Origin of the sequence: Streptomyces sp. WG7 (assembly GCF_049975785.1) — a bacterium.
GTDB lineage: Bacteria > Actinomycetota > Actinomycetes > Streptomycetales > Streptomycetaceae > Streptomyces.
In genome coordinates, this window is sequence record NZ_JBNGGE010000060.1 from 19,381 (window position 1) to 41,293 (window position 21,913).

Here is a 21,913-nt window from a genome sequence, read left to right on the forward strand (position 1 = left end):
GGGGACTTTCCCAGAGCTGCGTTGCCGGGACACGTACACCGGGAAGCTTTGAGCGGCCCTCCCGGGCGTGCGCTGTCCCGGCAGACCGCACCACAGGCACGGCGGGTTTTGCTCGTTGTGCTCAGTACAGCGATTCAGGCGCTGTCCTCACAGACGCCCGGCCGGATCCCGTGGGGGGAATCCGTACCGGGACATGGGAAGGCGCCCTGGTTCGTCGGCCCGTGGGGGGACCGGCGCCAGGGCGCCTTCTGCTGTCCGCCTTCTGCTGTCCGCGGGCCGCGGGCCGCTGTCCCTCGGGCCGCTGTCCTCGGGCGTCATGCACACATCCGGGTCCGGACACGGAAAAGTCCCGTACCGCTCGGGCGGCACGGGACTCCTCGGACGCGCTGCGGGGGTGCCTGGCGGCTCAGCGCTCCTCGACGGGCACGAAGTCGCGCTCGACGACGCCCGTGTAGATCTGGCGCGGGCGGCCGATGCGGGAACCCGGCTCCTTGATCATCTCGTGCCACTGGGCGATCCAGCCCGGCAGCCGGCCGAGGGCGAACAGGACCGTGAACATCTCGGTCGGGAAGCCCATGGCCCGGTAGATCAGGCCGGTGTAGAAGTCGACGTTCGGGTAGAGGCTGCGCGAGACGAAGTAGTCGTCGGAGAGCGCGTGCTCCTCCAGCTTCAGGGCGATGTCCAGCAGCTCGTCGGACTTGCCGAGGGCGGAGAGCACGTCGTGCGCGGCAGCCTTGATGATCTTGGCGCGCGGGTCGAAGTTCTTGTAGACCCGGTGGCCGAAGCCCATCAGGCGGACGCCGTCCTCCTTGTTCTTCACCTTGCGGATGAAGGAGTCGACGTCACCGCCGGCGTCGCGGATGCCCTCCAGCATCTCCAGCACCGACTGGTTGGCGCCGCCGTGCAGCGGGCCCCAGAGCGCGTTGATGCCGGCGGAGATCGAGGCGAACATGTTCGCCTGCGAGGAGCCGACCAGGCGGACCGTGGAGGTCGAGCAGTTCTGCTCGTGGTCCGCGTGCAGGATCAGCAGCTTGTCGAGCGCGGCGACGACCGTCGGGTCGAGCTCGTACTCCTGCGCCGGCACCGAGAACGTCATGCGCAGGAAGTTCTCGACGTAGCCGAGGTCGTTGCGCGGGTAGACGAACGGGTGGCCGATCGACTTCTTGTACGCGTAGGCCGCGATCGTCGGAAGCTTCGCGAGCAGCCGGATCGTGGAGAGGTTGCGCTGACGCTCGTCGAACGGGTTGTGGCTGTCCTGGTAGAACGTCGACAGCGCCGAGACGACCGACGACAGCATGGCCATCGGGTGGGCGTCGCGCGGGAAGCCCTTGTAGAAGTTCTTGACGTCTTCATGCAGCAGGGTGTGCTGCGTGATCTCGTTCTTGAACGCGCTGAGCTCGTCGACGGTCGGCAGCTCGCCGTTGATCAGCAGGTAGGCGACCTCCACGAAGGAGGAGCGCTCCGCCAGCTGCTCGATCGGGTAGCCGCGGTACCGGAGGATGCCCGCCTCGCCGTCCAGATACGTGATCGCGGATTTGTAGGCGGCGGTGTTGCCGTACCCACTGTCCAGCGTCACCAGACCGGTCTGGGCGCGGAGCTTCCCGATGTCGAAGCCCTTGTCGCCGACGGTGCTGTCGATCACCGGGTAGGTGTACTCGCCGTCGCCGTACCGCAGTACTACTGAGTTGTCGCTCACGTCTTCCCTCACCGACGTAGTGCCTCATCTTCGAGGTGCCCTGACTGTCTCTACCATCCCCCACTTGGCTCAGGAGAGTGCACTCGGGGTCGCCCATCGGGCCTATCGACGGCACTCAGTGCCGTCAACTTGCTCATCCTGCCCCCTCTCCTCCCCTTCCGGAAGAGCTCTGTGACCTTTGCGACTCGTTTGATCGATCATTTTTTTCACACAGGTCGAGAGGTTTCACCGGAAGGTCTCCGGGTCAGGAGCCCGCCAGCCGGAAGTCGAGCGCCGTGCAGCGCCTGCCCGCCGACACCGTGCGCACCGCCTGCCCGATCGCCCTGCGGGAGCCGACGAGCACGACCAGCTTCTTGGCCCGGGTGACCGCCGTGTACAGCAGGTTCCGCTGGAGCATCATCCAGGCGCCGGTCGTCACGGGGATCACCACCGCCGGGTACTCGCTGCCCTGGGAGCGGTGGATGGTCACCGCGTAGGCGTGGGCCAGCTCGTCCAGTTCGTCGAACTCGTACGGAACCTCCTCGTCCTCGTCCGTCAGCACGGTGAGGCGCTGCTCCACCGGGTCGAGCGAGGTGACGACGCCCACGGTGCCGTTGAAGACGCCGTTCTCGCCCTTCTCGTAATTGTTGCGGATCTGGGTGACCTTGTCGCCGACGCGGAAGACCCGGCCGCCGAACCGCTTCTCCGGCACGTCCGGGCGCCCCGGGGTGACGGCCTGCTGGAGGAGCCCGTTCAGCGTGCCGGCGCCGGCGGGCCCGCGGTGCATGGGGGCGAGGACCTGCACGTCCCGGCGCGGGTCCAGCCCGAACTTGGCGGGGATGCGGCGCGCGGCGACATCCACCGTCAGCCGTCCCGCTTCCTCCGTCTCGTCCTCGACGAAGAGGAAGAAGTCCTTCATGCCGTCGGTGAGCGGGTGCTGTCCGGCGTTGATCCGGTGCGCGTTCGTCACGACGCCCGACTGCTGGGCCTGCCGGAAGACACGGGTGAGGCGGACGGCGGGGACGGGGCTGCCGTCGGCGAGCAGGTCCCGCAGCACCTCCCCGGCGCCGACGCTGGGCAGCTGGTCGACGTCCCCGACGAAGAGCAGGTGCGCGCCGGGGGCCACGGCCTTGACCAGCTTGTTGGCGAGGAGGAGGTCGAGCATGGAGGCCTCGTCGACGACGACGAGGTCGGCGTCCAGCGGCCGGTCCCGGTCGTAGGCGGCGTCGCCGCCGGGCTTGAGCTCCAGCAGGCGGTGGACCGTGGAGGCCTCGGCGCCGGTCAGCTCGGCGAGGCGCTTGGCGGCCCGCCCGGTCGGCGCGGCGAGCACCACCTTCGCCTTCTTCGCGCGGGCCAGCTCGACGATGGAGCGGACGGTGAAGGACTTGCCGCAGCCCGGCCCGCCGGTGAGGACGGCGACCTTCTCGGTGAGGGCGAGCTTGACGGCGGCCTCCTGCTCGGGGGCGAGGTCGGCGCCGGTACGGCCCTTCAGCCACCCGAGGGCCTTGTCCCAGGCCACGTCCCCGAACCCCGGCATCCGGTCCTCGCCGGTGCGCAGGAGGCGCAGCAGCTGGGCGGAGAGGGCCAGCTCGGCGCGGTGGAAGGGGACGAGGTAGACGGCGGTGACGGGGTCGCCGCCCTGCGGGTCGGGGACCTTCTCGCGTACGACGCCGGGGTCCTCGCCCTCCTCGGGCTCGGCGGCCAGCTCGGCGAGGCACTCGATGACGAGCCCGGTGTCCACCTGGAGCAGCTTCACCGCGTCGGCGATCAGCTTCTCCTCGGGGAGGTAGCAGTGCCCCTGGTCGGTGGCCTGTGACAGGGCGTACTGCAGCCCCGCCTTCACCCGGTCCGGGCTGTCGTGCGGGATCCCGACCGACTGGGCGATCTTGTCGGCGGTGAGGAAGCCGATGCCCCACACGTCGGCGGCGAGGCGGTAGGGCTGGTTCTTGACGACGGAGATCGACGCGTCACCGTACTTCTTGTAGATCCGCACCGCGATCGACGTCGACACCTCGACGGTCTGGAGGAAGAGCATGACCTCCTTGATCGCCTTCTGCTCCTCCCACGCGTCGGCGATCTTCTTGGTCCGCTTGGGGCCGAGACCGGGCACCTCGATGAGCCGCTTCGGCTCCTCCTCGATGATCTGGAGTGTGTCCACGCCGAAGTGCTGCGTGATGCGGTCGGCGAAGACCGGCCCGATGCCCTTGACCAGACCGGAGCCGAGGTAGCGCCGGATGCCCTGGACCGTGGCGGGGAGCACGGTCGTGTAGTTCTCGACGTGGAACTGCTTGCCGTACTGGGGGTGGGACCCCCAGCGGCCCTCCATGCGCAGGGACTCGCCGGCCTGCGCGCCGAGCAGCGCGCCGACGACGGTCAGCAGGTCGCCGGCGCCTCTGCCGGTGTCGACGCGGGCGACCGTGTAGCCGTTCTCCTCGTTGGCGTACGTGATGCGTTCCAGGACGCCTTCGAGGGTGGCGAGGCGGCGTTCGCCGGGGGCGGCGTCGGACTGGGTGGACATGATCCGACGGTACCGGTGAGGTGTGACAGGGGGAGGGCCCGGCAGGAATTCCTGACTCGGAGGAGAAGGATGTGAGGCCCCTGCCCACCCCCTTCCCGGCGGCGCGGCGGCAGCGGGTCCGACTGCCCGGCGGACAGTGTGTTCGGTGCGTGTGAGGTGACTACGATCAAGTCCATGGACTTCCGGGGGCGGGGCCGAGCGTGGGCCGCAGTCGAGGTAGTGGTCGCTGTGCTGTGCGCGCTCGGGGCAGCGGGTCTGCTGCTGTGGCTGGGCTGGGAAGAAAACTGGGGCCTGGGGCTCCTGGCGTCCAAGGGGGCGGCCAAGGTCGCGGTGCTGGGGGTGGCGGGTCTGGCCGCCGGGTTGCTGTGGCTGCGGCAGCGCCGTAACCGGTCGGAGGACTCCGAGGGGTAGCCGACTGGGGCCGGCCTTGGCAGCGGGCGTCGGTCGTCGGTCGTCGACCCGCGCATCGGCACGATGCAGGCGCACCCTCCGGCTGATCCTGACCATGCACGGGCTGATCCGCCTCGTCGACGTCGCCGAACTGCTCGCCACGGAGCTGGTCCCCAATGCCGTACGGCACACCAAGGGTCCCGCCGCCCTCCGCGTGTGCTGGTCGCCGCCGGGCACGCTGCGGATCGGGGCGTGGGACGCGGACCCCGAACCTCCCGAGCCACCGGCGCAGTTCGGGCGGGTGGAGGAGCTGGAGGAGGGGCGGGGGCTGGCGCTGGTGCGGGTCTGCGCGGACGTGTGGGGGTGGCATCCGCCGGCCAGGCACGGCAACCGGGGCAAGTACGTGTGGTGCGAGCCTGCGGCTGCCTGACCGCCGCAGGCATACCTACCGGCAAGGCGAGGACATTCCCGGCCACCTGTTCACCACGCACTCATATGAGCGGGCCGCGCACGATCAAGCCCGATCGTTCACGGTTGAGTCGGAGGGGGGAATGCCCGGCGCCCCGGGTGGCCGCGCCGAGGCGGCCGTGAGCGCTCGGGCTCGGCGGCGTCCTGACGCGGGAGGCCGCCTCCGTCCTGCGGGAGCCGAACAGAGCGGCGATACATCGCTTCACGCCTCGGCGACCGTCACCCGCTGCCAGTTGTCCGGTGACACCGCGCCGGCACGTGGCACCTTCCGCGAGCCGCTCTCGGCGGCGCGGGGCCCGACGGACCGGCATCCGGACCTCCTCCAGCCCTCGGCCGCTGCTACCGCCGCCGATCAGGCCGTCATGCGGAATCAGCCCGTTATGGAGAAGAAGATCGTGTCCTGGGTGTACCAGTCGATGTTCTTCGTGGAGTACTCCCATTCCTCGTGCTCGAACTCGAGCTTCTCGATCACCTCCCGGACGTCGTACCGGAGGCTTTCGTCCATCCGGTCCAGGACCGCGCGGTAGGCCTCCGCTGCCGGCTTCGCCTTGGCCAGCGGGAACATGCCGATGTGCGGTCCGTCCACGGGGTACGGGATGGGGAAGGGGATCTCCTCCGGCGGCCCGGAGAAGAGGCGGTCGTGCAGGAGGAAGTCGGCACTCACGCCCAGACGGCGCAGCTCCTCGTCGACCAGCCCGAAGAAGGTGGACGGCTTGGAGTACACACCCAGCTCGGCGGGGTCCGAGGCGTTCCGGTCGATGATGTGCTGGAGGGCGTGGTAGTAGGCGCCCGCCGCGTACTCGGCTTTCGAACTCGCGTGGCCGGCCACCAGGTGCTCGAGCGCGTCGGGTATGGACAGGCCCAGGTCGATGCCCTGGTGGTCCAGGTCGCGTTGGCGCTCCCGCGCCTTCTCGCGCATGATGCCGAGAAGCCGCTGCTGATCGGGCGTCAGTTCGTCGGCGGCGCCCAGGAAAGCGAGGACGTCGGCCTTGTCGGCCGTGCTGTACGAGATGATCCGGCTCATGATCGTCATCCTGTCAGCCGCCACTGACAACGGCGTGCGGCCCGCGACCGGAGAGGCGAACGGCCGGAGCGCCGCGAACAGTCAGAACGCCGCGAACGGTCAGAGCGCCGCGAACAGTCAGAGCGCGGCGAACGGTCAGAGCGCCGCGAACGGTCAGAGCGCGGCGAACAGTCCCGCCAGCGGGTCGGGCGTGCGGGCCGGGTCCAGTGCCTCGACGAGGACGCGGCCGTAGTGGATCTTGCGGCCCTTCTTCGTGCCGAGGAAACGGCGCAGCTGCTGCGGTGCGGGGCGGCCCTGCTGGGCGGGCTGGCGGAGGAAGGTCTGGAGGGGGCGCAGGTCACCCTCCGCCTCGACGAGTGCCGTCACCCGTGGCACGCCCAGTGCGCGGATGAGTTCGTCCTCCAGGTCGGCCGCGCAGACGAACAGGTCGCGCCGGGCCGCGTTCGCCCGGTCCAGGGCGCGGACGTAGTAGCCGCGCTCCCGCTCGTCGCACAGGCCCGTCAGACGGAGGTCCAGGCCGGACGGTCCGAGGAGGCCGGCGAAGCGGCCGACGCTCATCGCGCCGCCCATCGGGAGGACGCAGATCCCCTCCGCCGCCAGGTCCCGGCCGTGGTGGGCGGCCAGCGCGTCGACCGCCGCCGCGTCGCTCGGCCCTTCGAGCAGCACCGCCGTCCGGACGGTCAGGCGCCCGGCCAGTTCGTGCGCGGGTCCGCCGGGGCCACCGGCCGCCCACGCCGTGACCGCGTCCCGGAACGATGCCATGTCCGCCATGGGACGAGTCTCCGCCCTCGCAGGCCGCCGCGGTAGCGAATATCGACGCCCGTTCGACCCGTTGACATGCAGCCCATTGGCTGCCTAACGTAATAGGCAGCCAATGGGCTGCATGTCGGAGGGGCTGAGATGGCGGAGATGGACGAGGTGTTCAAGGCGCTGGCCGACAGCAGCCGACGGCGGCTGCTGGACAGCCTGAACGCACGCAACGGGCAGAGCCTGCGCGAGCTGTGCTCCGGGCTGGACATGGCCCGGCAGTCGGTCAGCAAACACCTGGCGCTGCTGGAGGCGGCCAACCTGGTCACCACCGTCCGGCGGGGCCGGGAGAAGCTGCACTACCTCAACGCCGAACCGGTCAACGCCGTCGCCGAACGCTGGATCAGCCGCTACGACCACGAGCGGGTGCGCGCACTCGCCGATCTCAAGCACGCGCTGGAGGACACCACCATGGACAGCAACGCGTTCGTGTACACGACCTACATCAGGACCACGCCGGAGAAGCTGTGGCAGGGCCTGACCGACCCGGCCTTCACCAGCCGCTACTGGGGCCTGGAGTTCGCCACCGACTGGAAGGCGGGGTCGGCCATGGTCTGGCGGCAGGGGGGTGCGGAGACCGCCGGCCCCGGACAGGCCGTGCTCGATTCCGACCCGTACCGGCGCCTGTCCTACACCTGGCACACCTTCACGCCCGAGTGGGCGAAGGCCAACGGCGTCGACGACGAGACGCTCGCCAGGCTGGCCGCCGAGCAGCGGTCGAAGGTGACGTTCGAGATCGAGGACCTCGGCGGTTCGGTGAAACTGACCGTCGTCCACGACGGGTTCCAGCCCGGCAGCACGGCGCGCGAGATGGTCCAGCACGGCTGGCCGGCCCTCCTCTCCAGCCTCAAGACGCTGCTGGAGACGGGCGACACGCTCCCGGACCCCGCCTAGCCGGGCGACCGCCGGGCCGGGCGACCACCTAAACCGGGGCGCCCGCCGGGCCGCGCGGTCAGCGGCGCAGGGTCGTCTCCCGGCGCATGTGCGACAGCTTCTCCGGGTTGCGCACCGCGTAGAGCCCGGTGACGCGGCCGTCGTCGAAGCGCAGCGCCAGCACGGTGTCGAGTTCGCCGTCGAGGTGGACGACCAGGGCCGGGTAGCCGTTGACCTGGGCCGGTTCCAGCGACAGCCTGGCGGCCTGCCTGAGCATCCCCCCGACCATGAAGCGGGCCACCTTGCCGGCCCCCGTGACGGGCCGCAGGACGGCCTGCTTGATGCCGCCGCCGTCGCCCAGCAGGACGACGTCCGGCGCGAGGATGTCGAGCAGGCCCTGCAGGTCGCCCGTCTCGACCGCCCGCTGGAACGCGGCGAGCGCGTCCCTGCTCTCGGCGGGGGAGACGACCCCGCGCGGGCGGCGCGCCGCGACGTGCGCGCGTGCCCGGTGCGCGGTCTGGCGGACCGCGGCCGGGCTCTTGTCGACGGCCTCGGCGATCTCGTCGTAGTCGAGGTCGAACACCTCGCGCAGTACGAACACCGCCCGCTCGGTCGGCGTGAGCGTCTCCAGGACCAGCATCATCGCCATCGAGACGCTGTCGGCCAGTTCGACGTCCTCGGCCACGTCCGGCGCGGTGAGCAGCGGCTCGGGCAGCCAGGAGCCGACGTAGGACTCCTTGCGGCGGCCGAGCGTACGCAGCCGGCTCAGTGCCTGCCGGGTGGTGATGCGGACCAGGTACGCGCGCCGGTCGCGCACGGTGCCGAGATCGACTCCCGCCCAGCGCAGCCAGGTCTCCTGGAGGACGTCCTCGGCGTCGGCGGCCGAGCCGAGCATCTCGTAGGCGACGGTGAAGAGCAGGTTGCGGTGGGCGACGAAGGCCTCGGTGGCCGGGTCCGTGCGTCCGCCGCCGCCGCCGTCCCTGCCGCCGCCACCGTCGCTACCTGCGTCGCCGACACCGTCGCTACCTGCGTCGCCGACACCGTCGCTGCCTGCGTCGCTGCCACTGTCGCTACCGCCGATGGGCCGCCCGGTCGTGCCGTCCGGCTCGCGTCCGCTGTTCCCGCTCGTCACCAGCTGCTCCCGCATCTTCGCCTCCGACGGTGTCATGCGCACAGGACGCCGGTCGCCGCCGCTCTGTGACACCCGCCGGCGGTGGCTCACGTCACACCGGCGCCCCGTCACAGGGTTCGGGCCGCCGGCGTCTTGTGTTCGTCAGTGAGGCACCGAGAGTGAGGACGAGGTCATGGAAGCCCGATTCAACCTGTTCGAGAACGAGTTCGGCAGCAGGTTCGCCAAGCGGTTCGCGGGCGCCGGCATGCTGGTCCACGAGTCGTCGCTGCCGAAGTCCACGCAGGAGCTGGTGTCGCTGCGGGCCAGCCAGATCAACGGCTGCGGCCACTGCATCGACATGCACGTCAAGGAGGCCGCGGCCGCCGGGGAGAGCGCGGTCCGGCTCCACCTGGTCGCCGCCTGGCGCGAGTCCACCGTGTTCACCGAGGCCGAGCGGGCCGCGCTGGCACTCGCCGAGGAGGGCACCCGGCTCGCCGACGCCCACCAGGGCGTGTCCGACGAGACCTGGGCCCAGGTGCGCAAGCACTACGACGACGACCAGACCGCCGCGCTGGTCTCCCTGGTGGCGCTGATCAACGCGGCCAACCGGCTCGCCGTGATCACGCATCAGCGGGGCGGCTCCTACGAGGCGGGCATGTTCACCGCCGCGCTCGCCGACTGAGCCGGCCGGCCGTCGCGTCCGGCCCGGCCCGGGGTCCTCCGACCCGGGGCCGGGCCGCCGCATGTCCGGCGGCGGACGCGCGACGCCCGCCGGGTCACGATTGGGTTTCGGCACACCCCCACCCTCTTGCCATCCACCCGTGTAATCGTTTCCAATCCTCCGTGTAATCGATTCCACAAGGAGGTGGAACGGCGATGGCGAGCATCGGCATCAAGGACGTCGCCGCCGAGGCGGGCGTGTCCGTCGCGACGGTCTCGCGCGTCCTCAACGGCCATCCGTCCGTCAGCCCGAGCGCGCGCACCCGTGTGCTGGCCGCCGTCGAGACGCTGGGCTACCGCCCGAACGCCGTCGCCCGGTCGCTGCGCACGGACCAGACCCGCACCCTCGGCCTGGTCATCAGCGACGTCATGAACCCGTACTTCACCGAGCTGGCCCGTTCCGTCGAGGAGGAGGCCCGCGCGCTCGGCTACAGCGTCATCATCGGCAACGCCGACGAGCGGCCCGACCTCCAGGACCACCACGTCACGACGCTGCTGGACCGGCGTATCGACGGGCTGCTCGTCTCCCCCACCGACGGCGGCTCGCCCCGGATGCTGGAGGCCGCGCGGGCCGGGACGCCGATGGTGTTCGTCGACCGCTGGATCCCCGGCGTCGACGTGCCCGTCGTGCGGTCGGACGGGCGGGCCGCCGTACGGGACCTCGTGGCCCACCTGCACGGGCTCGGGCACCGCCGCCTCGCGATCATCGCCGGGCCGGCCGCCACCACGACCGGACGCGAGCGCGTCGACGCCTTCCGCGAGGCGCTCGGCGCGTACGGGCTCCCCCTGCCCGACGCCTACATCGGCCAGGGCGACTTCCAGGCCGACAGCGGACGCCGGGTCACCGAGGGCTTCCTCGACCTGCCCGAGCCGCCCGAGGTCGTCTTCGCCGCCGACAACCTGATGGCGCTCGGCGCGCTGGACGCCGTACGCGCGCGCGGGCTGCGGGTCCCCGAGGACATCGCGCTCGCCGCGTTCGACGACATCCGCTGGTTCGTGCACACCGATCCGCCCGTCACCGCGATCGCCCAGCCCACCGGCGACCTCGGGCGGGCCGCCGTGCGCGCGCTGGTCGACCGTATCGAGGGCCGGCCCGGCGAGTCCGTCACTCTCCCGGCCCGGCTCGTCGTCCGCCGCTCCTGCGGTGAGGCGGCCCCCCAGCAACCCCCGTCCCCCTCCCCCGTACGAAGGAGTACGCCGTGAGCAGCCGCAGTCCGGACGAGTTGCTGCGCATCGAGGGCATCCGCAAGACCTTCCCCGGGGTGGTCGCGCTCGACAGCGTCGACTTCGACCTGCGCCGGGGCGAGGTGCACGTGCTCCTCGGTGAGAACGGCGCGGGCAAGAGCACCCTCATCAAGATGCTCTCCGGCGCCTACACGCCCGACGCCGGGCGGATCCTGTCCGGTGGCGAGGAGGTGCGCATCCACGGTGCGCAGGACTCCGAGCGCCTCGGGATCGCCACCATCTACCAGGAGTTCAACCTCGTCCCCGATCTGACGGTCGCCGAGAACATCTTCCTGGGGCGCCAGCCACGCCGCCTGGGGATGATCGACCGGAAGAAGATGAACGCGGACGCCGAGGTGCTCCTGAAGCGGGTCGGCGTGAACGTGTCCCCGCGGGCCCGGGTCCGTGAACTCGGCATCGCCCGGCTCCAGATGGTGGAGATCGCCAAGGCGCTCAGCCTGGACGCGCGCGTGCTCATCATGGACGAGCCGACCGCCGTACTGACCTCCGAGGAGGTCGAGAAGCTGTTCGCCATCGTGCGGAAGCTGCGCGAGGACGGTGTCGGCATCGTCTTCATCACCCATCACCTGGAGGAGATCGCCGCCCTCGGCGACCGGGTCACCGTCATCCGGGACGGACGGAGCGTCGGGCAGGTGCCCGCCTCCACGCCCGAGGACGAGCTCGTACGGCTCATGGTCGGCCGGTCGATCGAGCAGCAGTACCCGCGCGAACGCGCCGACACCGGCGAGGCACTGCTCAAGGTGGAGGGGCTGACCCGGGACGGTGTCTTCCACGACGTCGGTTTCGAGGTGCGCGCCGGTGAGGTCGTCGGCATCGCGGGACTCGTCGGCGCCGGGCGGACGGAGGTCGTCCGTGCCGTGTTCGGCGCCGACCCCTACGACGCCGGGACCGTGCACGTCGCGGGCGACCGGCTCCGCCGCCACGACGTGAACGCCGCCATGGCGGCCGGGATCGGGCTCGTCCCCGAGGACCGCAAGGGGCAGGGGCTCGTCCTCGACGCCTCCGTCGAGGAGAACCTCGGTCTCGTCACCCTCCGGTCCACGTCCCGTGCCGGGCTCGTCGACCTCAAGGGGCAGCACGAGTCGGCCGAGCGGATCGCCGGGCAGCTCGGCGTGCGGATGGCCGGGCTCGGCCAGCACGTGCGCACGCTCTCCGGCGGCAACCAGCAGAAGGTCGTCATCGGCAAGTGGCTGCTGGCGAACACCAAGGTGCTGATCCTCGACGAGCCGACACGCGGCATCGACGTCGGCGCCAAGGTCGAGATCTACCAGCTGATCAACGAACTCACCGCGGCCGGCGCCGCCGTCCTGATGATCTCCAGCGACCTGCCCGAGGTGCTCGGCATGAGCGACCGGGTGCTGGTGATGGCGCAGGGCCGGATCGCGGGCGAACTCCCCGCCGACCGGGCGACCCAGGACGCCGTGATGGCCCTCGCCGTCAGCACGCCCCACGGCGACACCCCTCACGGTGACACCCCTCACGGTGACGCCCCCGACACCGACACCCCCGGCACCAATACCCCCGACAGCAACACGTCGCACAGCGACACCCCCCACAGCGACGGAACGGAGGCCTCCCGTGGCCACTGACACGCTCAAGAGCAAGCCGGGCGCGCAGGGCGCCACGGGCGGTGTGCGCCGCCTGCTGCTGGAGAACGGCGCGCTGACCGCGCTGATCGTCCTCGTCATCGCCATGTCGGCGCTGTCCGGGGACTTCCTGACCGCCGACAACCTGCTGAACGTCGGCGTCCAGGCCGCCGTCACCGCGATCCTCGCGTTCGGCGTCACCTTCGTCATCGTCTCCGCGGGCATCGACCTGTCGGTCGGCTCGGTCGCCGCGCTGTCGGCGACCGTACTGGCCTGGAGCGCGACCGAGGCCGGGATGCCCGTCGTGCTCGCGGTGCTGCTGTCCGTCGCGACGGGCATCGCGTGCGGCCTGGTGAACGGCTTCCTCATCTCGTACGGGAAGCTGCCGCCGTTCATCGCGACGCTCGCCATGCTGTCGGTGGGGCGCGGTCTGTCGCTGGTCATCTCGCAGGGCTCGCCGATCGCCTTCCCGGACTCCGTCTCGCACCTGGGCGACACCCTCGGCGGGTGGCTGCCGGTGCCGGTGCTCGTGATGATCGTGATGGGGCTGATCACGGCCTTCGTCCTCGGCCGGACCTACATCGGCCGCTCCATGTACGCCATCGGCGGCAACGAGGAGGCCGCGCGCCTGTCCGGCCTGCGCGTGAAGCGGCAGAAGCTCGCCATCTACGCCTTCTCCGGACTGTTCGCCGCCGCCGCGGGCATCGTGCTCGCCTCCCGGCTCTCCTCCGCGCAGCCGCAGGCCGCGCAGGGCTACGAACTGGACGCCATCGCCGCCGTCGTCATCGGCGGCGCCTCGCTCGCGGGCGGCACCGGCAAGGCGTCGGGCACGCTGATCGGCGCGCTGATCCTCGCGGTGCTGCGCAACGGCCTCAACCTGCTGTCCGTCTCCGCGTTCTGGCAGCAGGTCGTCATCGGTGTCGTCATCGCACTCGCGGTGCTGCTGGACACGCTGCGGCGCAAGGCGGGGGCGACCGCTCCGGCGGCCGGGGCCGGCGGGGGCGGCAAGGGCAAGCAGGCACTGACGTACCTGATCGCGGCCGTCGTCGCGGTGGCCGTCGTCGGCGCGACCTCGCTGCTGCACAACGGCTCCTCGGACGGGAAGACGCGTAAGGTCGGCCTGTCGCTGTCCACGCTCAACAATCCGTTCTTCGTGCAGATCAGGGACGGCGCCGAGGAGCAGGCGAAGAAGGCGGGCGTGGACCTGACGGTCACGGACGCGCAGAACGACGCCTCCCAGCAGGCGAACCAGCTGCAGAACTTCACCAGCGAGGGGCTGTCCTCGATCATCGTCAACCCGGTGGACTCCGACGCGGCCGGTCCCGCGGTGCGCGGCGCGAACAAGGACGACATCCCCGTCATCGCCGTGGACCGCGGCGTCAACGACGCGAAGGCGGCCGCGCTGGTCGCCTCCGACAACGTCGAGGGCGGTGAGCTGGGCGCCAAGGCGCTCGCCGAGAAGCTGGGCGGCGAGGGCACGATCGTCATCCTCCAGGGCCAGGCCGGCACCTCCGCCAGCCGGGAGCGCGGGGCGGGCTTCGCGGCCGGTCTGAAGGAGTACCCGGGCATCAAGGTCGTCGCCAAGCAGCCCGCGGACTTCGACCGCACCAAAGGCCTGGACGTGATGACCAACCTGCTCCAGGCGCACCCCGACATCGACGGCGTCTTCGCGGAGAACGACGAGATGGCCCTCGGCGCGATCAAGGCACTGGGCTCCAAGGCCGGCAAGTCGGTCCAGGTCGTCGGCTTCGACGGCACCCCGGACGGGCTGAAGGCGGTGCGCGAGGGCACGTTGTTCGCGTCCGTCGCGCAGCAGCCGAAGGAACTGGGCAGGATCGCCGTGCAGAACGCGCTGCGCGCGGCCGATGGCGAAAAGGTGGACACAATGGTGAAGGTGCCGGTGAAGGTGGTCACCAAGGAGAACGTGGCCGGCTTCGAGGGCTGACACGGGTTCAGGGGAGTTCACGGCGGGCGGTCCCATCGACCGCCCGCCACTCCTCACTCGGCTTCACTCGGTTTCACTCGGTTTCACTCGGTTTCACTCGGATCGGGGAGCGATTCATGTACGACTACGACCTCCTGGTCGTGGGATCGGCCAACGCCGACCTCGTGATCGGCGTCGAGCGGCGGCCGGGTGCCGGCGAGACGGTGCTCGGCACCGACCTGGCCGTCCACCCCGGCGGCAAGGGCGCGAACCAGGCGGTCGCCGCCGCCCGCCTCGGCGCCCGTACGGCGCTGCTGGCCCGGGTCGGCGACGACGACTACGGCCGGCTGCTGCTGGACTCGCAGCGGGCGGCCGGTGTCGACACGGTCGGCGTGCTGGTGGGCGGGGCGCCGACCGGCGTCGCGCTGATCACCGTCGACCCGTCCGGCGACAACAGCATCGTCGTCTCGCCGGGCGCGAACGGCCGGCTGGCACCGGGGGACGTCCGCGCCGCCGCGAGCCTCTTCCACGCCTCCCGTGTGGTCTCCACGCAGTTGGAGATCCCGCTGGAGACGGTCGTGGAGGTGGTCCGGAGCCTGGCACCGGACAGCCGCTTCGTCCTGAACCCGTCACCGCCGCGCCCGCTCCCGCCGGAGGTGCTGGCGGCCTGCGACCCGCTGATCGTCAACGAGCACGAGGCGAAGGTCATCCTCGGCGACTCCTGCGTGAGCGAACGCCCCGAGGACTGGGCCCGCATCCTGCTGGCCAAGGGGCCGCGCTCGGTGGTGGTGACCCTGGGCGCCGAGGGCGCGCTGGTGGCGTCCTCGTCCGAGGGTGTCTCCCGCGTCCCCTCCGTGAAGGTGAACGCCGTCGACACGACGGGCGCGGGCGACGCGTTCACCGCGGCGCTGGCCTGGCGGCTCGGCACGGGAGAGTCGCTCACCGAGGCGTCGGCGTACGCGGCGCGGGTCGGCGCGGCGGCCGTCACCAAGGCGGGGGCGCAGGCGTCGTACCCGACGGCGGCGGAGGTGGAGGCGCTGTGAAGAAGGCCGGGATACTCAACCGCCACCTCGCCGGGGCCCTGGCCGGACTCGGCCACGGCGACGGGGTCCTGGTCTGCGACGCGGGCATGCCCATCCCCGACGGCCCGCGCGTCGTCGACCTGGCCTTCCGTGCCGGAGTGCCGTCCTTCGCCGAGGTGGTGGAGGGCCTGCTCGACGAGCTGGTCGTCGAGGGCGCGACGGCGGCGACGGAGATACGGGAGGCCAACACCGAGGCCGCCGCGCTGCTGGACGCTCACTTCCCCGCCCTCGCACTCGTCCCGCACGAGCGACTGAAGGAACTCTCCGCCGGGGCCCGGCTGATCGTCCGCACCGGCGAGGCACGACCGTACGCGAACGTACTGCTGCGCTGCGGCGTCTTCTTCTAGACCCCAGCGGCCACAGCAGCCGCAGAGCATCGAGGAGCTTCGAGGGAGCCCAGTCGAAGACCGGGCCCCCTCGGGTTTCCCCTCCCCCTCAGAACCCCCACCGATCCCCCCGGATCCCCCCAGATCCCTCGGATCCCCCCACCGGGGTGTCCTGATGCCAAGTACGACCCGCGGAGCGACGGAACGGTTGCACGGATCGCCGGCATTTGTTTTCCGGGCCTCGCGTCCGCCGCGTACTCGACGAACGGCGCCGCCGCCTCGGCCATCACCGCCTCCCGTCCCGGCCGCTTTCGACCACTCCGGAAGCCGCTACCTCGCCTCCGAACGACCCCGAACTGACGTTTCATGGCCGCCCGTTGAATCAAATCACAGATATCCCGTGGACTTGGCGAATCAGGAGGGGATCCATGGAAGTCATGTCATCGACAAGCACGTAGGGAAGACAGACATGCAGTTGGCCCATCGCCTCAGGGGCCAGCCAACCATCGATGCCGCATCCTCGTTCCCGAACCTGACTGTCGCCCAGAAGACCACACAGGAGACCATAGAATTCGTGGGCCCACCGGCCGGAAACGGGCAGAAGAACGCTGCACTCTCTCCCCGGGAGGGCGGCAATTGGCGCCAAGTCGTCACCGGTACGGTGAAAGGGAACCCCTCGCTGCGGAATATGAACTCCTCAGAACTGAGGGAGAGCATCATGGAGGTTTCCCGGGAAAATGTCTTCGATCTCGCCAAGCTGATCTCCGCAGGCGGCCTCCTCCATGACCCCCGAGTTTCGCTTCGCCACGGGGATCACGAGCGAGACTCATGTCTGCTCGACGTGCTGGACACCGTTGGCGAGGGCGCCCGCTACTTCACCAACCACGGCCAGGCCGAAGAGGGTGAGAATGCAGATTTCCTATCTCCTTCCTTGAGAGATTAAATTAACTGACGCCCTTGCGTGTTGAGCTGCGGCTTCGAAATAGGGCTCTACTTGGCCAGGCCCACCTGACGACCAGTACAGAATCGAAAGACGGTCGACCAGAAACTCGAAGCGCTGCAATCAGGCAAGGGGCATCGGCCTCGATTTCAACCAACCCGTAGGCCGTTCTTGCTGGCACTCAAGGTGGCCGATCCCTGAGCGGCTGGTTCTCGCAGGACATGCCGGATGAGTTCGCCGACCATGACGAAGCCGTCGAGGACTATCGTTCCTCCACCGATCCGCACCTCGTGGCCCGTCTCGTCGGTGAGCTGCACGAACTGCTGGCACTCGGTCTGGACGAGTTCGGCTGCGCCTTGGCCCTCGCCGAACTGGGCATGGAGGTCGACCCTCCCTCATCGCACGGTGCCGGCGGATGGTTGACGCTGGTGGCAGACCGCCTCGGCTCACCACGAGCCGAATACGGACCCGGCCCCGGAGGAGACACCTCCTCCTCCTGACGCCGAGTCCGTAGCGGGCCGGTCACCTGCCGTGGGGCTGAACCACGTGCTCCGCGAAGCGGGCCGCCGTCTCGGCGAGTACCTCCCGTCCGTCCCGTGCCCACAGCCCCTCGTTGAACAGCTCGACCTCGATCGCGCCGGTGTAGCCGGCCGCCTCCACGTACGCCTTCCACTCCCGCATGTCGATCGCGCCGTCGCCGATCTGGCCGCGGCCGTTGAGGACGCCCTCGGGCAGGGGGGTGGTCCAGTCGGCGAGCTGGAAGGTGTGGATGCGGCCCGTCGCGCCCGCCCGCGCGATCTGTTCCGGTGCCCGGTCGTCCCACCAGATGTGGTACGTGTCGACGGTGACGCCGACCTGGTGGGCCGGGAAGCGTTCGGCGAGGTCCAGGGCCTGGGTGAGGGTGGAGACCACGCAGCGGTCGGAGGCGTACATGGGGTGGAGCGGCTCGATGGCGAGGCGGACGCCGTGCTCCTCGGCGTAAGGGGCCAGTTCCGCGAGCGCGTCCGCGATGCGTTCGCGGGCCGCGCCCAGGTCCTTGCTGCCCTCCGGGAGGCCGCCCGAGACGAGGACCAGGGTGTCGGTGCCGAGGGTGGCGGCCTCGTCGACGGCTCGGCGGTTGTCGGCCAGGGCCCTGGCGCGCTCGTCGGGGTCGACGGCCGTGAGGAAGCCGCCGCGGCACAGGGTGGTGACGGTCAGGCCCGCGTCGCGGACCAGTTTCGCCGCCGCCTCGACGCCGTACGCCTGGACGGGTTCGCGCCACAGGCCGACGTTGCCGACGCCCAGGTCGCGACAGGCGTCGGTCAGTTCGGGCAGCGTCAGCTGCTTGACCGTCATCTGGTTGATGCTGAAACGGGTCAGGTCGGGTGCCGTGTCGCTCACTGGTTCACTCCGTACAGGTTCAGCAGGTTCCGCATGCGCTCCTGGGCCAGCTTCGGGTCCGGGAACAGGCCGAGGCCGTCGGCGAGTTCGTAGGCGCGGGCGAGGTGCGGCAGGGAGCGGGCCGACTGGAGGCCGCCGACCATCGTGAAGTGGCTCTGGTGGCCGGCCAGCCAGGCCAGGAACACCACGCCCGTCTTGTAGAAGCGGGTGGGGGCCTGGAAGAGGTGCCGGGAGAGTTCGACGGTGGGGTCGAGGAGGGCGCGGAAGCCCTCCGTGTTCCCCGTGTCCAGGACGCGGACCGCCTCGGCCGCCAGCGGGCCCAGCGGGTCGAAGATGCCGAGCAGGGCGTGGCTGAAGCCCTGCTCGTCGCCGGCGATCAGCTCGGGGTAGTTGAAGTCGTCGCCGGTGTAGCAGCGCACGCCCTGTGGGAGGCGGCGGCGCAGGTCGATCTCGCGCTGGGCGTCGAGGAGGGAGACCTTGATGCCGTCGACCTTGTCGGGGTGGGCGGCGATGACCTCCAGGAAGGTGTCGGTCGCCGCGTCGAGGTCCGCCGACCCCCAGTAGCCCTCCAGGGCCGGATCGAACATCGGGCCGAGCCAGTGCAGGACGACCGGTTCGGCGGCCTGGCGCAGGAGGTGGCCGTAGACCTCCAGGTAGTCGTCCGGGCCCTGCGCCGTCGCGGCCAGCGCGCGGGAGGCCATCAGGATGGCCTGGGCGCCCGACTCCTCGACGACGGCGAGCTGTTCCTCGTAGGCCGCCCGGACCTCGGCGAGCGTGCCGGCGGTGAGCTGGTCGGTGCCGACGCCGCAGGCGATGCGGCCGCCGCACGTCTTCGCCTCGGCGGCGGACCGGCGGATGAGCTCGGCCGCGCCGGCCCAGTCCAGGCCCATGCCGCGCTGGGCGGTGTCCATCGCCTCGGCGACGCCGAGTCCGTGGGACCACAGGTGGCGGCGGAAGGCGAGGGTGGCGTCCCAGTCGACGGCGGCGGGGCCGTCGGGCGTGGTGTCCGCGTACGGGTCGGCGACGACGTGCGCCGCCGAGAACACCGTACGGGACGTGAAAGCGCTTCCTGGGGTGACGGTGAGGGGTTCGGCGCGGGGCTCGTAGGCGCGCGTGGTGCCGTTCGCGTCCGGCAGGTGCAGGGTCACAGCGAGACCTCCGGGACGTCGAGGCGGCGGCCCTCGGCCGACGACTTCAGGCCCAGCTCGGCGAGCTGGACGCCGCGGGCGCCGGCCAGCAGGTCCCAGTGGTAGGGGGCGTCGGCGTAGACGTGGCGCAGGAACAGCTCCCACTGGGCCTTGAAGCCGTTGTCGAAGTCGCCGTTGTCCGGGACCTCCTGCCACTGGTCGCGGAAGACCTCGGTGGCGGGGATGTCCGGGTTCCAGACCGGCTTGGGGGTGGCGGAGCGGTGCTGGACCCGGCAGTTGCGCAGGCCGGCCACCGCGGAGCCCTCGGTGCCGTCGACCTGGAACTCGACGAGCTCGTCCCGGTTGACGCGGACCGCCCAGGAGGAGTTGATCTGGGCGATCGCACCGCCGTCGAGCTCGAAGACGCCGTAGGCGGCGTCGTCGGCGGTGGCGTCGTACGGCTTGCCGTTCTCGTCCCAGCGCTGCGGGATGTGGGTGGCGGTGAGGGCCTGGACGGACTTCACCCGGCCGAACAGCTCGTGCAGGACGTACTCCCAGTGCGGGAACATGTCGACGACGATGCCGCCGCCGTCCTCCGCGCGGTAGTTCCAGGAGGGGCGCTGGGCGTCCTGCCAGTCGCCCTCGAAGACCCAGTAGCCGAACTCGCCGCGCACGGACAGGATGCGGCCGAAGAAGCCGCCGTCTATGAGGCGCTTGAGCTTGAGCAGGCCGGGGAGGAAGAGCTTGTCCTGGACGACGCCGTGCTTGATGCCGGCGTCGTTGGCCAGGCGGGCGAGTTCCAGGGCGCCGTCCAGGCCGGTGGCGGTGGGCTTCTCGGTGTAGATGTGCTTGCCCGCGGCGATCGCCTTCCTGATCGCCTCCTCGCGGGCCGAGGTCACCTGGGCGTCGAAGTAGATGTCGACGCTGTCGTCGGCGAGGACCGCGTCCACGTCCGTCGAGACGTGCTCCAGACCGTGCCGCTCGGCCAGCGCCCGCAGCGCGTGCTCGCGGCGGCCGACCAGGATCGGCTCCGGCCACAGCACGGTGCCGTCGCCGAGGTCGAGGCCGCCCTGTTCACGGAGGGCCAGGATGGAGCGGACGAGGTGCTGGCGGTAGCCCATGCGCCCGGTCACACCGTTCATGGCGATACGCACCGTCTTGCGTGTCACGTCATTCCCTTCGTACGAGCCGTACAGCGAGCGAGAGCGATCGATACGGCCGGCGATGCGGCGAGCGGTACGGCAACGCAGTACAGCAAGCGCTTTCTATGTATGAGGAAGCTAGCCTGTGGACGGTGGTCCGGACAAGACCGTGTCTCGGGCGAGTTGTTCGAGGGGGCGAACGGCGGCGGGCGGTGCCCGTAAGGTCACCTGGACGGCTGAGACGGACCTGGACGGCTGCGACGGCCCAGATGGCACTTGGACGGCTGAGACGGCCGAGACGGCTGAAACGGCACTTGGACGGCGCTTGAACGGCCGAGACGGGCGTTCGGGACACGCGCGATGCGGAGGACGAGGACATGACGGTGACACTGGCGGACGTGGCGGCCCGCGCCCAGGTCTCCCCCGCGACGGTGTCGCGCGTGCTGAACGGGAACTATCCCGTGGCCGCCTCCACCCGGGCGCGGGTGCTGAAGGCGGTCGACGACCTGGACTACGTCCTCAACGGGCCCGCGAGCGCGCTCGCGGCGGCGACGTCCGACCTGGTGGGAATCCTGGTCAACGACATCGCCGACCCCTTCTTCGGCATCATGGCCGGCGCGGTCCAGTCCGAGATCGGCGGGCCGGGCGGCAGAGCGGGCGGCGAGAGACTCGCCGTGGTCTGCAACACCGGCGGCGCCCCGGAGCGCGAACTGACCTACCTCACGCTGCTGCAGCGGCAGCGGGCGGCGGCCGTCGTACTGACCGGCGGTGCGATGGAGGACGCGGCGCACCAGGCGGCCGTGGCGGCGAAGCTGCGCAGGCTGGCGGAGGCCGGCACGCGGGTGGTGCTGTGCGGGCGGCCGCCGGCTCCGGGCACGGGGGCCATCGCGCTGACCTTCGACAACCGCGGGGGCGGCCGGGAACTGACCGAGCACCTCATCGGGCTCGGGCACCGGCGGCTCGGCTACATCGCGGGCCCCGAGGAGCGCACCACGACCCGGCACCGGCTGGAGGGGCACCGCGCCGCGCTGGCCGCGCACGGCATCGAGGAGGACCCCCGCTGGACGCTCCACGGCCGCTACGACCGGCAGTCCGGCTACGAGGCCACGCTGGAACTCCTGCGCAGGGACCCGGAGCTGACGGCCGTCGTCGCCGCGAACGACTCCGTCGCGCTGGGCGCGTGCGCGGCGCTGCGCGAGCTGGGGCTGCGGATCCCGGACGACGTGTCCGTGGCCGGCTTCGACGACCTGCCGTTCAGCATCGACGCGGTGCCCGCGCTGACGACGGTACGGCTGCCGCTCGCGGAGGCGGGGGCGCGGGCCGGCCGCATCGCGATGGGACGGGAGGAGGCGCCGCCCGGGGGGATCGCCACGGTGCGGGGGGAGTTGATGGTGCGGGGGTCCTCCGGAGGGCCGCGGGGGTAGGTGCCGTGGGGGTGGGGGCCGTGGGGGTAGGGGCGCCCCGCGTCGGTGTGGGCCTCGCGGGGGGGGGGGGGCCCCCCCCCCCCCCCCCCCCCCCCAACGCCCCCCCCCCCCCCAACCACCCCCGGGGGGCCGCCGCGGCCCGCGCCCCCCC

General features: G+C 71.1%; 20 protein-coding genes. 12 read left to right on the plus strand and 8 right to left on the minus strand.

Annotated elements, in window-relative coordinates:
* Positions 1–406 precede the first annotated feature (406 nt).
* On the minus strand, positions 407–1,696 hold the full coding sequence (locus ACP4J0_RS34525) for a citrate synthase (RefSeq protein ID WP_426517026.1): 1,290 nt from the start codon (positions 1,694–1,696) through the stop codon (positions 407–409).
* A 244-nt stretch (positions 1,697–1,940) separates the two neighbouring features.
* Positions 1,941–4,193: an SF1B family DNA helicase RecD2 gene (gene recD2, locus ACP4J0_RS34530; RefSeq protein ID WP_426602801.1), complete on the minus strand. Its 2,253-nt coding sequence runs from the start codon at positions 4,191–4,193 to the stop codon at positions 1,941–1,943.
* Positions 4,194–4,349: 156 nt separating this feature from the next.
* On the opposite strand from recD2, the gene ACP4J0_RS34535 reads away from it, so the two are divergent.
* Positions 4,350–4,604 (plus strand): hypothetical protein, encoded by a 255-nt coding sequence (locus ACP4J0_RS34535; RefSeq protein ID WP_426602803.1) that lies wholly within the window; start codon positions 4,350–4,352, stop codon positions 4,602–4,604.
* A 4-nt stretch (positions 4,605–4,608) separates the two neighbouring features.
* Entirely contained in the window at positions 4,609–5,013 is a 405-nt protein-coding gene (locus ACP4J0_RS34540) for an ATP-binding protein (RefSeq protein WP_426602833.1), read from the plus strand.
* 408 nt (positions 5,014–5,421) lie between these two features.
* Here ACP4J0_RS34540 and ACP4J0_RS34545 read toward each other — a convergent pair whose 3' ends face one another.
* Positions 5,422–6,075 carry a DUF7691 family protein gene (locus ACP4J0_RS34545; RefSeq protein WP_426602805.1) on the minus strand — a complete coding sequence of 218 codons (654 nt, stop codon included), beginning with the start codon at positions 6,073–6,075 and terminating at the stop codon, positions 5,422–5,424.
* A 153-nt stretch (positions 6,076–6,228) separates the two neighbouring features.
* A complete protein-coding gene (locus ACP4J0_RS34550) occupies positions 6,229–6,846 on the minus strand; it encodes a TOPRIM nucleotidyl transferase/hydrolase domain-containing protein (protein ID WP_426602807.1) in 618 nt (205 codons plus the stop codon).
* Between the two features lie 138 nt (positions 6,847–6,984).
* On the opposite strand from ACP4J0_RS34550, the gene ACP4J0_RS34555 reads away from it, so the two are divergent.
* The gene (locus tag ACP4J0_RS34555) at positions 6,985–7,776 is read left to right on the plus strand and encodes an ArsR/SmtB family transcription factor (RefSeq protein WP_426602835.1); all 792 of its coding nucleotides are present in this window, start codon (positions 6,985–6,987) and stop codon (positions 7,774–7,776) included.
* 58 nt (positions 7,777–7,834) lie between these two features.
* On the opposite strand, the gene ACP4J0_RS34560 is transcribed toward ACP4J0_RS34555, so the two are convergent.
* Positions 7,835–8,923, minus strand: a complete 1,089-nt coding sequence (locus ACP4J0_RS34560; protein WP_426602809.1) for an RNA polymerase sigma-70 factor — start codon at positions 8,921–8,923, stop codon at positions 7,835–7,837.
* A 136-nt stretch (positions 8,924–9,059) separates the two neighbouring features.
* Between ACP4J0_RS34560 and ACP4J0_RS34565 the strand changes: the two genes are divergently transcribed.
* The 8 genes from ACP4J0_RS34565 to ACP4J0_RS34600 all read left to right on the plus strand — a co-directional run bounded on the left by ACP4J0_RS34565 (position 9,060) and on the right by ACP4J0_RS34600 (position 17,189).
* Positions 9,060–9,548, plus strand: a complete 489-nt coding sequence (locus tag ACP4J0_RS34565; protein WP_426602811.1) for a carboxymuconolactone decarboxylase family protein — start codon at positions 9,060–9,062, stop codon at positions 9,546–9,548.
* Positions 9,549–9,742: 194 nt separating this feature from the next.
* Complete coding sequence (locus tag ACP4J0_RS34570; protein WP_426602813.1) at positions 9,743–10,789, plus strand: LacI family DNA-binding transcriptional regulator; 1,047 nt, start codon at positions 9,743–9,745, stop codon at positions 10,787–10,789.
* Positions 10,786–12,420, plus strand: a complete 1,635-nt coding sequence (locus ACP4J0_RS34575) for an ATP-binding cassette domain-containing protein (protein WP_426602815.1) — start codon at positions 10,786–10,788, stop codon at positions 12,418–12,420. Before ACP4J0_RS34570 ends, ACP4J0_RS34575 begins: the two co-directional genes overlap by 4 nt.
* Positions 12,410–14,362 carry a substrate-binding domain-containing protein gene (locus ACP4J0_RS34580; RefSeq protein ID WP_426602817.1) on the plus strand — a complete coding sequence of 651 codons (1,953 nt, stop codon included), beginning with the start codon at positions 12,410–12,412 and terminating at the stop codon, positions 14,360–14,362. Before ACP4J0_RS34575 ends, ACP4J0_RS34580 begins: the two co-directional genes overlap by 11 nt.
* Positions 14,363–14,478: 116 nt before the next feature.
* Entirely contained in the window at positions 14,479–15,384 is a 906-nt protein-coding gene (locus ACP4J0_RS34585; protein ID WP_426602819.1) for a ribokinase, read from the plus strand.
* Entirely contained in the window at positions 15,381–15,770 is a 390-nt protein-coding gene (gene rbsD, locus ACP4J0_RS34590) for a D-ribose pyranase (RefSeq protein WP_426602821.1), read from the plus strand. The genes ACP4J0_RS34585 and rbsD overlap by 4 nt, the downstream gene beginning before the upstream one ends.
* A 385-nt stretch (positions 15,771–16,155) precedes the next feature.
* Positions 16,156–16,692 carry an RNase A-like domain-containing protein gene (locus ACP4J0_RS34595; RefSeq protein ID WP_426602823.1) on the plus strand — a complete coding sequence of 179 codons (537 nt, stop codon included), beginning with the start codon at positions 16,156–16,158 and terminating at the stop codon, positions 16,690–16,692.
* 194 nt (positions 16,693–16,886) lie between these two features.
* Positions 16,887–17,189 (plus strand): contact-dependent growth inhibition system immunity protein, encoded by a 303-nt coding sequence (locus tag ACP4J0_RS34600; RefSeq protein WP_426602837.1) that lies wholly within the window; start codon positions 16,887–16,889, stop codon positions 17,187–17,189.
* 22 nt (positions 17,190–17,211) lie between these two features.
* On the opposite strand, the gene ACP4J0_RS34605 is transcribed toward ACP4J0_RS34600, so the two are convergent.
* From ACP4J0_RS34605 to ACP4J0_RS34615, 3 genes are read right to left on the minus strand one after another with little or no spacing between them, the layout of a single operon-like run.
* Positions 17,212–18,024 carry a sugar phosphate isomerase/epimerase family protein gene (locus ACP4J0_RS34605; RefSeq protein WP_426602839.1) on the minus strand — a complete coding sequence of 271 codons (813 nt, stop codon included), beginning with the start codon at positions 18,022–18,024 and terminating at the stop codon, positions 17,212–17,214.
* 41 nt (positions 18,025–18,065) lie between these two features.
* The gene (locus ACP4J0_RS34610; RefSeq protein ID WP_426602825.1) at positions 18,066–19,217 is read right to left on the minus strand and encodes a dihydrodipicolinate synthase family protein; all 1,152 of its coding nucleotides are present in this window, start codon (positions 19,215–19,217) and stop codon (positions 18,066–18,068) included.
* Positions 19,214–20,365 (minus strand): Gfo/Idh/MocA family protein, encoded by a 1,152-nt coding sequence (locus ACP4J0_RS34615; RefSeq protein ID WP_426602827.1) that lies wholly within the window; start codon positions 20,363–20,365, stop codon positions 19,214–19,216. Before ACP4J0_RS34615 ends, ACP4J0_RS34610 begins: the two co-directional genes overlap by 4 nt.
* 350 nt (positions 20,366–20,715) lie before the next feature.
* Here ACP4J0_RS34615 and ACP4J0_RS34620 point away from each other — a divergent pair, with 350 nt between their 5' ends.
* Complete coding sequence (locus ACP4J0_RS34620; RefSeq protein ID WP_426602829.1) at positions 20,716–21,762, plus strand: LacI family DNA-binding transcriptional regulator; 1,047 nt, start codon at positions 20,716–20,718, stop codon at positions 21,760–21,762.
* Positions 21,763–21,913: the final 151 nt, after the last annotated feature.